The 12,677-nt window shown below is 43.0% G+C and carries 14 protein-coding genes; 6 read left to right on the top strand and 8 right to left on the bottom strand.

Going from position 1 to position 12,677, the window contains the following annotated elements; genetic code table 11:
• The first annotated feature begins 53 nt into the window (after positions 1–53).
• From DV872_RS11865 to DV872_RS11845, 5 genes are read left to right on the top strand one after another with little or no spacing between them, the layout of a single operon-like run.
• Entirely contained in the window at positions 54–992 is a 939-nt protein-coding gene (locus DV872_RS11865) for a GNAT family N-acetyltransferase (protein WP_114630149.1), read from the top strand.
• Positions 989–1,507 carry a GNAT family N-acetyltransferase gene (locus DV872_RS11860; RefSeq protein ID WP_158546935.1) on the top strand — a complete coding sequence of 173 codons (519 nt, stop codon included), beginning with the start codon at positions 989–991 and terminating at the stop codon, positions 1,505–1,507. The genes DV872_RS11865 and DV872_RS11860 overlap by 4 nt, the downstream gene beginning before the upstream one ends.
• A 4-nt stretch (positions 1,508–1,511) precedes the next feature.
• On the top strand, positions 1,512–2,417 hold the full coding sequence (locus tag DV872_RS26825; RefSeq protein ID WP_199563465.1) for a GNAT family N-acetyltransferase: 906 nt from the start codon (positions 1,512–1,514) through the stop codon (positions 2,415–2,417).
• Between the two features lie 8 nt (positions 2,418–2,425).
• Positions 2,426–3,598, top strand: coding sequence for an MFS transporter (locus DV872_RS11850; RefSeq protein WP_114630147.1), 1,173 nt, complete (start codon positions 2,426–2,428; stop codon positions 3,596–3,598).
• Positions 3,598–4,053 (top strand): DinB family protein, encoded by a 456-nt coding sequence (locus DV872_RS11845; protein ID WP_114630146.1) that lies wholly within the window; start codon positions 3,598–3,600, stop codon positions 4,051–4,053. The genes DV872_RS11850 and DV872_RS11845 overlap by 1 nt, the downstream gene beginning before the upstream one ends.
• Before the next feature lie 23 nt (positions 4,054–4,076).
• Here DV872_RS11845 and DV872_RS11840 read toward each other — a convergent pair whose 3' ends face one another.
• Positions 4,077–5,009, bottom strand: a complete 933-nt coding sequence (locus DV872_RS11840; protein WP_114630145.1) for a DMT family transporter — start codon at positions 5,007–5,009, stop codon at positions 4,077–4,079.
• 121 nt (positions 5,010–5,130) lie between these two features.
• Between DV872_RS11840 and DV872_RS11835 the strand changes: the two genes are divergently transcribed.
• Positions 5,131–5,838, top strand: a complete 708-nt coding sequence (locus tag DV872_RS11835) for a Crp/Fnr family transcriptional regulator (protein ID WP_114630144.1) — start codon at positions 5,131–5,133, stop codon at positions 5,836–5,838.
• A gap of 15 nt (positions 5,839–5,853) precedes the next feature.
• Here DV872_RS11835 and DV872_RS11830 read toward each other — a convergent pair whose 3' ends face one another.
• The 7 genes from DV872_RS11830 to DV872_RS11800 form a co-directional block, all read right to left on the bottom strand.
• A complete protein-coding gene (locus DV872_RS11830) occupies positions 5,854–7,944 on the bottom strand; it encodes an ATP-grasp domain-containing protein (protein WP_147283157.1) in 2,091 nt (696 codons plus the stop codon).
• Between the two features lie 53 nt (positions 7,945–7,997).
• A complete protein-coding gene (locus DV872_RS11825) occupies positions 7,998–8,261 on the bottom strand; it encodes an RNA-binding protein (RefSeq protein ID WP_158546934.1) in 264 nt (87 codons plus the stop codon).
• Complete coding sequence (locus DV872_RS11820; RefSeq protein WP_114630141.1) at positions 8,251–8,532, bottom strand: hypothetical protein; 282 nt, start codon at positions 8,530–8,532, stop codon at positions 8,251–8,253. Before DV872_RS11820 ends, DV872_RS11825 begins: the two co-directional genes overlap by 11 nt.
• Positions 8,533–8,738: 206 nt before the next feature.
• On the bottom strand, positions 8,739–9,785 hold the full coding sequence (locus DV872_RS11815) for a PotD/PotF family extracellular solute-binding protein (RefSeq protein WP_114630140.1): 1,047 nt from the start codon (positions 9,783–9,785) through the stop codon (positions 8,739–8,741).
• Positions 9,785–10,558 (bottom strand): ABC transporter permease, encoded by a 774-nt coding sequence (locus DV872_RS11810; protein ID WP_114630139.1) that lies wholly within the window; start codon positions 10,556–10,558, stop codon positions 9,785–9,787. Before DV872_RS11810 ends, DV872_RS11815 begins: the two co-directional genes overlap by 1 nt.
• A complete protein-coding gene (locus DV872_RS11805; RefSeq protein ID WP_114630138.1) occupies positions 10,555–11,412 on the bottom strand; it encodes an ABC transporter permease in 858 nt (285 codons plus the stop codon). Before DV872_RS11805 ends, DV872_RS11810 begins: the two co-directional genes overlap by 4 nt.
• Positions 11,409–12,620: an ABC transporter ATP-binding protein gene (locus tag DV872_RS11800; RefSeq protein WP_114630137.1), complete on the bottom strand. Its 1,212-nt coding sequence runs from the start codon at positions 12,618–12,620 to the stop codon at positions 11,409–11,411. The genes DV872_RS11805 and DV872_RS11800 overlap by 4 nt, the downstream gene beginning before the upstream one ends.
• Positions 12,621–12,677: the final 57 nt, after the last annotated feature.

Genomic DNA, 12,677 nt, shown 5'->3' with positions numbered 1-12,677 from the left:
GAATCATTGCGTATTCTCAGCAGGGATATCAGGATAGCAATTGGAGCTTGAATATGATCAGAGTTATCAGAAACTATTCAGAAATTCCTTCTGAAGATCAGTTATTAAAAATGATGGGAGATCAGATGTCCCATATCGGTTCTTCTGCTGACATTGAGCGCCTCAAATCGGCACTGAAGAATGCCTTAAAGGCTGAGTCCAGAGTTCGGCTTTATCTAAGCATTTCAGAGGACGAAAAACTGCAGGGCTTTGCCTTTGCCAATATCTGCTCAGGTCTTGAATCCGGAGCCGATTATCTTTGGATCAATGAACTGCATATAGACAAAGATTTCAGGCATAACGGACTGGCAGAAGAGCTTCTGGAGTTCATTGAGAAATGGGCAGTTGGGAAGAATATGCCTTATATGGCCTGTATTACATCTTCTTTGAATGCTCCGGCTCAGACTCTCTACCGAAAAAAGGGCTTTAGTATTTCTGAGACTCTCTGGGTCGATAAAACTATGAAAACCGGAAAGCCAGCTCCTGACATAAAGACTCTGAACATCCGGCCTCTTGCCCCCACCGAACAAGCCCCGATGGAACTTCTACTCAATGCAGATCCCTCGGAAAAGCTTGTAAAGGACTATCTGACCAGAGGGATCTGTTTCATTGCAGAACTTCAGAATGAAATCGCAGGAGCACTTATCCTGATGCCCAGAGAATATGAAAAGATGGAAATCATGAATGTGTCAGTAACAGAGAACTTGCAGAACCTGGGTATTGGAAAAGCATTAATCAATAAGGCTGTGGAAGAAGCCGGGAAAACAGGGACAAAAGTTCTTGAAATCGGTACGGGGAATCCGGGATTCGGACAACTCTATCTCTACCAGAAATGCGGATTCAGAATCAGCGCTGTGGATCAGGATTTCTTCCGAAGAAATTATTCCGAGAGGATTTATGAAAACGGACTGGAATGCCGGGATATGATAAGATTAAGCATGGAGTTAAAATGAAACAATTTCCCCTGTTGCAGAGCAGCCGACTTATTCTCAGAAAGATCTCGGAACAAGACAGAGAACAGATGTTCCGGATTCGTCAGGATCAGGATATTAATCACTATATAGACCGTCCTCCCCTTAAGAGTGAAAAAGAGTCCCAAGCCCTTATTACAAAGATTGATGCGGGGATTGAAAATGATAAATGGATCTATTGGGGAATAGGTCACAAAGAGAGCTCAGAACTCATAGGGACTATTTGCCTCTGGAATTTCTCTGAAGATAAAACTTCTGCAGAACTTGGATATGAACTCCTACCGGATTTTCAGAAAAAAGGGCTGATGACAGAGGCCCTTGAAGCAGTCATTGATTATGCCTTTCTCACACTCCATTTAAAAGACCTTAAGGCTTACACCCATAGAGATAATGAAAGGTCATCCAGATTACTGGAACGTTTTGATTTTACAGTCCAGGAAAACAGCTCTGAGGAATCTGAAAACATGATTTACCGGCTGCACAATGAATGGGAATAGTTGAATGATCCGACCTGTTGGAATAAGTGACCGACTATACCTCAGGGAGTTGAGAGCCGATGACCTGTATTCGCTTGCCACAATACTCTGTGACAAGGAAACCATGCACCACTACCCGGCGCCCTTCAGCAAAAAGGAAGTTAAGTCCTGGATTGAACGGAATATCGAAAGCTATCGTCAGAATGGTCATGGGCTGTGGGCGGTCATAATGAAAGAGGGTGACTGTTTTATAGGAGACTGCGGCATCACGTTACAGGAAATAGAGGGAGAACTGCTTCCGGAGCTGGGATACCATATCCATAAAGACCGCTGGAATAAAGGATACGCCACAGAGGCGTCTTCTCTCTGTATTCGCTATGCCTTCGACACTCTAAAATTGAAGAAAATCTATACATACACGGCAAAAGACAACGGCCCTTCAATCAGGGTTGCCGAAAAGAACGGAATGCAGTTCATTAAATCATTTCAGAAAACGGTTATGGAATCTGTGGAGGATGAGGTTCTATATGAACTTCTCAGCCCGAAAGAGACTGTACTTGCCTACTGGAACGGGATGAACAGCAATGATTTTTCAAAGGCTGCCGAGCTCTTTTCAGACAATTATATCTGCATATGGCCTCAATCATCGGAATTGATACGGGGGAAGGAAAATTTCATAGCAATCAACAGCTATTACCCGGCTCAGGGCAGATGGGTCTTTTCTATAAACTCGGTGATTGCAGAAGGTGACAGAGTTGTCAGTGATGTATCAATCAGCGATGGAGATGTGAAGGCAAGGGCCATTACATTCCACCAGATAATGAATAGTAAAATAATAAAGCAGACAGAATTCTGGCCGGATGACTATGATGCTCCCGGGTGGAGACAACAGTGGGTGGAGTCTTTTGACAATTCTGAGCCTTTAAGATAAAAGTAAGTATGAAATCAAAATTATTGGGCCACAGTGCCAACGACCTTTTCTGGTTTATTTTTCCTCTGGTATTACCGGCTCTCCTGATCCGTTATGATCTGAGTTTTGCCGAGGCTGGAGGCATTCTGACAACCTATCTGATGGTCACTGCACTCTGCTCATTTGCTGTAGGAAAACTTGCCGACCGCTTCTCAAGGAAAAAATTACTCAGTTATGGTTTTATACTATCCGCTGCAGGTCTGGCTTCTTCAGGGTTTGCACCGAACCTGGGGATATTCCTGGCTCTTATCTCTGTGACCGCTGTGGGAGTCAGTACCTTTCACCCGGTTATGTATGCTGTTATTGATGATCAGTATCATGAGAGCAAGGGAAAGTTAATGGGGCTTTACGAGAGCTTCGGCACCGGTGCCATACTTCTGATGTTTCTGATTAATGGATACCTTCTCGGGATTATCGGAGTCAGGGGTATTCTGATACTGACAGCAGCTCCGGCCCTTATTATGGGATTTGTATACCTGTTTTCAGACTCAATACCTGAAGTAGATAAAGAGAAGAAGAATCAGGAGGAAGATAAACGGGCCTCAAAGAAAGATATTATCCGCTTTGTCCTTTTTCTCCTTTCCGTTATTCTCCGTGTTTTCTCTGTTACAGCGGTCCTGAATTTCCTGCCTACCATTTTTGTAAACTTTCTTAATTATAGCGAATCATCCGCGGCCTATGCCTCCGCCTTCTTCTTCGGAGGGGGACTCATCGGTTCAATTATTGCAGGAAGAATGGCCGACAGACTGAACTCTTTCAGCATCCTTTTATGGGGGACCCTGCTTATTATCCCCAGTCTTCTGCTCTTTTCCATGGATATGCCGGGAGTGCTGTACCCGATAGTGGTAGGATTCTTCGGTGCCTTCGGCTCCGGATGTATCATCAATCAGAATCTCCTGATGAGACATATGGGCAGACACCTGGGTACCGGTGAAATATTCGGGATACTTATGGGAGTGATGACAGTCACATCCTCACTGAGCCCTGCCCTCTTTGGTCTGACAATTGATCTTGCAGGTTTAAAACCGGCACTCATTCTCTTTACCATACCTCTGGCTTTGAGCATCCTCCTTCTGATCTACCTTCGAAGAGGAACAGACGCAAAAAGAGAACTGTCACCGGCGATTCAGGAGGAAGGATAATGATGAAGAATGAGAGTATTGAGCTGAATAAACTGGTTCAGGATTTGTATGAAAAGAATAAAGATCTTACTGAAGATTTCACTTCTATACAGTTATCCGAAGACAAGTGGTCTGTAAAGGAGATCTTCGGCCATCTCATTGATTCGGCGGCAAATAACTACCAGAGATTTATCCGTCTCCAGGAGGATAAGGAGCTCAGTTTCCCCGGCTACGGAACGGACTGGATAAAAAAAGTCCCTTATAACAGCTACCCTTATGCCTCCCTCCTGACACTATGGAAGGAGTATAATCTGCTTCTGTGCCATATCTTTGAAAATCTGGATGAATCAGATCTTCAGAATACCTGGAACACAGAGAAAGGAAAGCTGACGTTGGAATTTCTGGTCCGTGATTACATCTCCCATTTAAAACTGCATATCAAACACCTTGAAGAGAGATCAGCAGAACTTACATAAGCCCTAAAAGATTTCGTACAATATCAGGCAGCAGCTTCCAAAAGGGCTGCTGCTTTTTTTTGCTCTTTGACATCTACAAGGATCTTGCTAAGAAGCCCCAGAGCAATAACGACAGCACCTGCAGCCTGCAGCCAGGCAAAACTGTCCAGAATATAGTAGTCGAGAACAAGTCCTGCTCCGACCTGACCGATAAAGATCAGAATGGTACTGTATACAGCCGGGATTCGGGGTACAACGGTACTGAGTCCGGAAACAATGATGACTCCCAGGACTCCTCCTCCGAAGATAAGAAGGGGATGAATAGAAGGAATAACAGCAAATTCACTGGGACGGCTTCCCATTATCAATAGAATAACAATGGCAGTAACAAGACCGGCTGCATAATTGACGCTTGTCCCCCGCAGGAGACCTACCCTCTTGGCAAGCTGAGCATTAATGACAGTCGACAGCATCACAAGAGCTCCCGAAATAAGTGCGAGAAACAGATAAATTGCATTCCCCGAACTACCGCCTGTCATAACAGCAGCTCCGGCTATAACAAGTATCCAACCGAAAAGTTTCCCTTTGTGAAATGGATGTTTTTCCATACCCAGGAATCCGGTAACATCGATAATCTGGCCTGCCAGAGTCTGTCCCAGAATAATAAGAGAAACAGAAAGTGAAGCACCTATAGTATTGAAACATATGTTGTTCAGGAAAATTAAAGCAACACCTATAACTCCTGCGGTGAGAAGGTAAAAAGGAACCCGCTCTCTTTTTGCTCTTTTACCTGCCAGTAAAAGCACAGGAATAAGGATACCCAGCCCTACAAGATGAATGATCAGAGCAGACTGAAAATTCCCCAGGATGAGAGAAAACTGTGAATTGATTGTAAGCATTACAGCGATCAAGACACCAAGTACTATGGATAATATATGAAACATGGTTCTACCTCTGGCAATGCTGAAACTGAACATCGCGATTTCTTCTTAAATAACTCAAAGGGTGTATAGTCTAAGAATATTGCCCTATTGTGCTCCGGTAACTATTATTAAGTTAGGACAGATGTCCCAAATCTGATAACTTTTCAGGAAAATTATGAATATAAGTCAGGACAAGGCAGAAATTAACAAATATCTCACCCAATACCGCTGGGATAAAATGTTCACTCAGGAGACTGCAGACTCCATCCAGCTCTGTCGATATGAAGCTGGAGAATATATCTTCAGAGGGGGAGAGAGACGAAAATGGTTTTTCCTGTATGTTGAGGGGAGATCAAAGGTTTATAGGGTCATGGAAAACGGAGAAATTATGCTAGTCCGTTTCTACAGGCCTTTTCAGCTGCTGGGAGATTTGGAACTCTTTCTGGAATCCCACAACATCAGTTCTGTCAAAGCAATAAGCAAAGTGTGCTGCCTCAGACTACCGGTCGAACTTGTTAAAGAAGAGATGAAACACAATATTCCACTCCTCAATCATCTGGCCCGGGGTCTTGCAGAAAAGCTGGCCAGCTTCAATACCACGGCCGCTGTGAATCAGCACTACACAATGGATATCCGCCTGGCGGCCTATCTATCCATGATCTATCTGGAAGGAGATGAATATAAGGAAAGCAGGGAGGAGATGGAGACTGAAAACCTCAGTGAGATGGCAGACTTTCTTGGATGCAGTTACCGCCACCTCACAAGAACCCTGGAGAGCTTTAAGAAGGATGGCCTGATAGAGAAGAAGGGGCGCAAGATAAGAATACTTGATCCTGCAGCATTAAAGAAAAGATCCCGGGATATTCTGCTATATGAGGATTAAAGGGAACACTCCTCCTTATTTTGAACTTAATTCCATCATCCCCATGGCCAGGAGAGTCATCCTCTCTACCAGGCTGTGTTTCAATATATACTCAGCCTGATCCTGTGGTTTAATCCCTACTGGCCCAAGGCCATCTATACGGAAGCGGTTCTCTGCAGTACAGATATCCGCAGAGCTCCAACGGTGCTCTTCTTTCAGCCTGATATCCAGTCTGTCAGCTATATTTTTGAGCTTCAGGTAAACTTCTTCCACCTCCAAACTCTTATCCATCTGGGGTCTTCCCAAACCACCCTCAAGATGAAAATCTACAAGATTTTTACTCTTTCTGGAACTGATTATTTTTCTGATTTTACTATCCACGTCCTTAAACTGATCCAATGAACTGAACCTGATTCTCATTTTAACATCACCGTGGGCATAGGGTTCTGTGATATTAGATTCAAATTGCATTGTGCCTGGTGCTATGACAAGACTTGAAGAATGATCACTTAAAGCAAGAATATCACCAACGACCTTGTTAAATACCCGGCTGGACGCAGCCACATGGGAAGCATCACTCTTGTCAAGCAGATTGGAAGAGAGGGAATAGGACGCAGCACCGGATCTTGATGTCACAACTCCCCCATTAAGAAATGCACCATGAAGACCAAGAACGCAGCGGCTTCTCCTTGAGTACTCTCTCACAAGTTCTTTTGATACCCGGCCATGCAGAACATCGTCACTTGTCAGAAGGATTCCGATTTTCATCTGCTTAAGACGTCGGATAAATCGTAACGCCTGAAGGGCTCCAAGAAGAACTACCAGTCCCCCTTTATGCTCCCAGATTCCTGTTCCGTAAAGTTTATGTCCCTGCAGCTGAAAGTATTCCTGCCTGGATACCTTTACATCATTGTCCAGATTGCCAAGGAGAAGAATATCGATATTATCATCTCCGGTATTCGAAAAATAAAGACTGTTTCCAGTTTCCACATTTGGAAAACTCTTATGAGAAAAACGCAGTGCCGAGAGCTCCTTAACCATAACACTACCCAGAGTATTTACACCTTCACAGTTTCTTACATAGCTGTTTAGATTAACAATGGTCTTTAATGTCTTTTCGAGGCTCTCTTGACGGCTTCTCAGGAATCCCCGTATCCGGACATGAGCCGGTAATCTATTGTCATTTTTATTCTCGAAAGTGTGTGACTCCGCAAAATAGCGCAGAGCAGAGACTTCCAGCATCTTGTTAACCAGAGAGTTATAATCATAACCGGATGCGATTGCCCCATGATAATAGGAACCAGTTTTTCCAAGACTTGCCATGGAGTTGATTTCCAGAAGATAAATATTATTATTCTCATCCAGCCTTATATCAACACGGGCAAAGTCCCTGAGTCCAAGTGCCTTGAAGGCATCAATACTCAATCGAGTCATTTCTGAGGCAATGTCTTCTGAAAGAGCTGCGGGACAGATTTTCCTGCGGGGTCTGGATTTTTTATCATCCACTGTCTGAATTGCATCCGGATCATTTTCAAGATCAATTTCCAATACAGGAAATGCCTCCACAGGAGTGTTACCCAGAAGTCCAATACAAAATTCACGTCCTCTGATAAATTCTTCAACCAGAGCCTGCTGCTGAAATTCGTTTACAATGAAGGTAATAGCATCCCTTAGATCATCCCGGCTGTTCACCACTTTAAGACCAAATGAGACCGCTTCCATCTTGGGTTTGACAATTACAGGAAAAATAACATCATCCAGATTCTCATCCCCATTATTGAAGACCCAGAATTGAGGTGTTGGAATTCCATGCTTTTGCATAATGATCTTAGTAATGACCTTATCCAAAGCCAGAGCATGTCCTGCCGGAGTGGAACCGACATAGGGAATACCCAGCATTTCCAGCATGGATGGAATATGAGTATAACGACTCTCACCCTGAATACCATAGGCCATATTGAACACAATCCCCATGCGCTCTCCTTCAAGAACTCGGGGCATAAATTCCTGTAGAGAGTCTATAACATGCATATCACCATCAATAATAGTGACATTGTGACCGCCGGATTCAAGAGAATCTGATACTGAACGAACTGTAGCAGGATTGTATTTCTCTTTATTCTGCATTCCGAAAGTATTAATTACATTTGAGAATTCTTTATTATAAATGATGGCAACTTTCAATTAGATTCTACAGAAATAATTTCATCCGGCCATTCGATACGCAGTTTTCTCCCAAAAAAATCCATATCCTCTAAAGACTTCATGGCCAGCTCTGCATCAGCAGGTTCGGCAAAGTGAATAATGGCAGAACCCTTCATTTGTTTGTGATTAATAGAAACAATATCACCAAAATGAAGAAGCATTTCACGCAGATCCTCTTCTGTTACATCATAATTAAGATTACCAAAAAACAGTTTATCATCACTATCATTAATTTTCATTGAGCATCTCCCTTTCCTGAGCAAAATCATATTCATCAGGATAATTCTGCAGTTCTGCCATTCCGATGCTGCGGATGACAATTACATCAAGGGGATTGTCTTCTTTTAAAAAAACTCTTTCTTCCAGGGCAATATCCCTGTCGTCGAAAACATCGACCAATTCGTCGTCATGAACTAAAAACCATAATGTAGAAGCCATGGACTTACTCCCCACACCATTGTGAAAAGAGAGATCTCGGGATGAAAGAGGGGTATCCCCATCAAGACTCAAACTGAAACCAACTCCAATACACAAGGGCACTACAATGAAGATGATAACAGACGTTTGTTAGCTTAAAGGGTCCTTAGTCTGTTTTGAAATCCCATCAACAATGGGACATTTTCTATCTATATAAATGGTGTAGAAAATGTGGTTTGTCAATATATATTAAAGAAATATTAAGAGAAACCACAGATGTCCGGACCATTATCTCAAGTCTATCTGGCCGACTTCACTCTATCCCAGACGCGGTTATAAAGATCATTATCATCCCCCAGATCCAGGAGAATTTCAGAGTTCTCAATGACTTCATCCGAGATAAAAACTGCCGGATCTTCCAAAATCACCTCATCAAGAAGTTTATATGCTTCCTTATTGGGTGCCAGATAGTAAACATACTCGATATTCTGAGCGGCAACCTCGGGGCGAAGCATATAATCTATGAATGCATATGCCTCATCCTTGTTCTTAGCATTCTTGAGTATAACCATATTGTCTATGGAAATAGAGGTTCCTTCCCGGGGGATAATAAAGTGAAGATCTTCCCGCTCTTCCTGTACCTGAAGTATATCTCCTGAGTATCCCTGGCTTACTGTAAATTCACTGCTTACCAGACCGTTTTTATACTGATCATTCTCAAACTTGGCCAGGTTGTTCTTCCACTTGATAAGAAGATCTCCAGCCTCCTCAAGCTCTGTCGCAGATCTCGAATTATAGGAGTAACCCAGGTACTTCAATGCAGCTCCAAGGGTCTCTCTCACATCGTTAAGCATGGTCATTTTCCCGGCATAAGCAGGGTTGGAAAAGATATCCCAGGAAATACTATCAAGCTCTCCAAGCTCTGATCCCAGATAACCGATTCCAGTTGTACTCACCATATAAGGGACTGAATACTCCATCTCATCATCCACCGACAGAGCCGTAAACTTAGGATCTAGATTTTTAAGATTAGGAAGCTTTGAATGTTCAATATCCTGAAGCAGATCTCCTAAACGCATGATCTCCACCATATAGCTGGTAGGAAATACAATGTCGTAGCCATCGGCACCAGAGCGAAGTTTGGCATACATGGATTCATTTGAATCGAAATAATCAGTTATGACCTTAATTCCGGTCTCTTCAGTGAAGGCCGTAACAAGCTCTTCATCGATATAATCCGACCAATTGTAGAGATAAAGACTTTTCTTTTCTCCCGAGGAACACCCACTGAACACAGCGATAATAACCAAAAGGCTTATCACCATAAAAAACAGGTTTTTCTTCATTAATTTAATCTCCTTGTGACACGCTGATATATCAGCACAATTAAAAAAGTAAACACTAAAAACAGTGTTGAAAGCGCATTAATAACGGGAGGAGAACCATGACGGATCATGCTGTAGATCTGTATAGGAAGGGTTGAGGCTCCCGGTCCCGCAGTAAAAAAAGTGATGATAAAATCATCCAGTGACAGAGTCATGGCCAGCATGGCTCCTGACAGAATCCCTGGTGCCAGAAGAGGCAGATAAATACTCCATAAAATTTGCATGGTTCCAGCCCCCAAATCCTGAGCGGCCTCAATGACAGAAAAATCAAAGTCTTCAAACCGAGCTTGTACAGTGGAAGTCACATAACTGATACTGAATGTTATATGACCTAGAATGATTGTAAAAAGAGAGAGTCTGATTTTAAGAGATAGAAAAAAGAGTAGAAGACTGATTCCGATAAGAATATCGGGCATGATCAAAGGCAGCGAAACAATTGTCATATGGGCTTTCTGTAGACGGCTTTTATATCGCCCCAGGGTCACACCAGCAAGAGTTCCCATTATGGTTGAAATAAAGACAGAACTTGCTGTAACGATTACTGTGTTTTTAATTGACCTGAGCAGATTCTTATCATTGAATAATTTTGTGTACCATTTGAAAGAGAATCCCCCCCAGACCGAGGAGACTCTTGATGCATTGAAAGAGTTCACAAGCAGAACCAGGAGAGGGAGGTAGATAAAAATTAATGTGAGAATCAGAATGATCCTGGGAAGTAGTGATTTCTTCTTCATGCCTCCACCAGCCCTTGGCGTCCGCTGCCTACAGAATCTCTTTTAAGTAGCGAAGCGAGTGAAGGCAGGAGAATAATGAGGATTAGAAACCCGGAAAGTGCTCCTGCCCGGGGAATATTCCTATCAATGAAAACATACTGGGCAATCTTGTTGCCAAGCATTTCAGAATTGGTTCCTCCCACAATTTCCGGAATGATATAACTACCCAATGCGGGGATAAAAACAACCAATACAGCACTGATAATGCCTCCACGGATACCTGGAAGAAAAACACGAAGAACAAGCTGAAAAGTGTTTGCACCCAGATCCCTGGCTGCATCAAGGAGTGTAAAGTCAAATTTCTCAGCGGCGCTGTAGAGGGGAAGGAGAGCAAAGGGAAGATAAGTATATATAAGAACCAGTAGAACAGCTCCTTCTGTATAAAGGAGAGATGAGCCCTGATCCACCAATCCCAGTAATACAAGGAATTGCTTAATGAAACCTTCCGGATGCAATAGAACCTTCCAGGCATATATTCGGATCAGGAAATTGGTCCAGAAGGGAATGATAAGAAGCATGAGAAAAGTGTTCTGAGCTCTACGGCTCATCCGGGCCATGGCATAGGCAGAGGGAGTCGCAATAAGGAGACAGAGTATTGTTGTATACAGACTGAGTCTGAGGGTTCTCAGAATTATCGGAAAAAGATTAGTTCCAGACAGAGACCTATAGGCTTCTAATGTCCATTCACGTGTAAGAATCCCATATGAATCAGTTCCTCTGAAACTGTTTATTAGAACAAATACTGTAGGAATGATAAAAAAGAAACCCAGCCAGAGAAGTGAAGGAGCACTCAGGATAATTTCTCTTTTTTTCATGAATCATCCTGTGGATTCTGAACCAGAGATCCCGGCTGTGTATCAGGAGTCAATTCTGAATACTCATCGTCTGGATTAGTAAGAAGAGCTTCATCCTTTTCCCTGTAGCTGTGGAGCATGAAACCATCATCCCGTTGCCAGCTTAGCCAGACTTCATCATCCCATTCAGGAGGATTCCGGTCCAGCAGGTAATGACGGTGAGCATCCAAAACGACAATCAGCCATTCATCACAGCGAACCCAGTACTTTGTGAAAGCCCCCAGATAGACCTTCTCTTCAACTGTTCCCTTGAGGACATTAATATGATCATCCACCTCTGGTTCAGATTTATGAATTCTGATTTTCTCCGGTCTGACGGAGAGGTTGATGTGGTCACCAACTTTGTGAGATCGATCGTTATAGCAGTTTGCATCGGGAAGACCATTGATTTCCAAAATTGAGTATTCACCTACGAGATCAAGAGATTTAATATTTCCATCAAAAAAGTTTGTATCTCCGATAAAAGCTGCGGTAAAACTGGATTTAGGGCTCTCATAAATCTCAACAGGAGACCCCACCTGTTCAATCATCCCGAGATTCATAACTGCAATCCTGTCAGAAAGACTCATAGCCTCACTTTGGTCATGGGTAACAAAAAGAAAAGTGATACCTACTTCATCATGAATCTGATCCAGTTCCAAAAGCATTTTCTGACGGAGTTTAAGATCCAGAGCAGCCAGAGGCTCATCCAGCAGAAGAAGCTGGGGCTTATTGACGATAGCCCTGGCAATGGCGACTCTCTGCTTTTGTCCCCCGGAAATTTCTGAGGGCTTCCTATGAGCATACTCTGCCATCTGAATAAGATCCAAAGCCCATTCGACCTTCATTCCTATCTCTTTCAAAGAAAGAGAAGGTTTGCCCACTTTGAGTCCAAAAGCAATATTGTCACCAACTGACATATGAGGAAATAATGCATAATTCTGAAAAACAGTATTAACAGGACGCCTGTTTGGCGGCAGAGATGTTATATCCACCCCATTAAGCAATATACGGCCAGTATCAGGTTCTTCAAAACCGCCGCACATTCTTAAAAGTGTTGTTTTTCCACAACCAGATGGTCCAAGGAGACTGAATACTTCACCCTTGGTAATAGACAGGTTCAAATCTTTAACAACTTGAACAGATCCGAAGGATTTACTTATACCCTCGAAAACCAGAAAGTCCTTCAATCAAGGAGCCCTCCTCAGCTATAAATTTAGTGACTTCATTATTCATATATATTTCAT

Origin of the sequence: Oceanispirochaeta sp. M1 (assembly GCF_003346715.1) — a bacterium.
GTDB lineage: Bacteria > Spirochaetota > Spirochaetia > DSM-2461 > DSM-2461 > Oceanispirochaeta.
This window is presented reverse-complemented; position numbering and strand designations above follow the sequence as displayed.

Bases quoted from the DNA above. Each gene is read 5' to 3' on its own strand.
- DV872_RS11860 (WP_158546935.1), top strand. From the start codon at position 989: ATGAAACAATTTCCCCTGTTGCAGAGCAGCCGACTTATTCTCAGAAAG.
- DV872_RS11865 (WP_114630149.1), top strand. From the start codon at position 54: ATGATCAGAGTTATCAGAAACTATTCAGAAATTCCTTCTGAAGATCAG.
- DV872_RS11805 (WP_114630138.1), bottom strand. From the start codon at position 11,412: ATGAAAAAAAGAGAAATTATCCTGAGTGCTCCTTCACTTCTCTGGCTG.
- DV872_RS11850 (WP_114630147.1), top strand. From the start codon at position 2,426: ATGAAATCAAAATTATTGGGCCACAGTGCCAACGACCTTTTCTGGTTT.
- DV872_RS11835 (WP_114630144.1), top strand. From the start codon at position 5,131: ATGAATATAAGTCAGGACAAGGCAGAAATTAACAAATATCTCACCCAA.
- DV872_RS11830 (WP_147283157.1), bottom strand. From the start codon at position 7,944: ATGCAGAATAAAGAGAAATACAATCCTGCTACAGTTCGTTCAGTATCA.
- DV872_RS26825 (WP_199563465.1), top strand. From the start codon at position 1,512: ATGATCCGACCTGTTGGAATAAGTGACCGACTATACCTCAGGGAGTTG.
- DV872_RS11840 (WP_114630145.1), bottom strand. From the start codon at position 5,009: ATGTTCAGTTTCAGCATTGCCAGAGGTAGAACCATGTTTCATATATTA.
- DV872_RS11825 (WP_158546934.1), bottom strand. From the start codon at position 8,261: ATGAAAATTAATGATAGTGATGATAAACTGTTTTTTGGTAATCTTAAT.
- DV872_RS11815 (WP_114630140.1), bottom strand. From the start codon at position 9,785: ATGAAGAAAAACCTGTTTTTTATGGTGATAAGCCTTTTGGTTATTATC.
- DV872_RS11845 (WP_114630146.1), top strand. From the start codon at position 3,598: ATGATGAAGAATGAGAGTATTGAGCTGAATAAACTGGTTCAGGATTTG.
- DV872_RS11810 (WP_114630139.1), bottom strand. From the start codon at position 10,558: ATGAAGAAGAAATCACTACTTCCCAGGATCATTCTGATTCTCACATTA.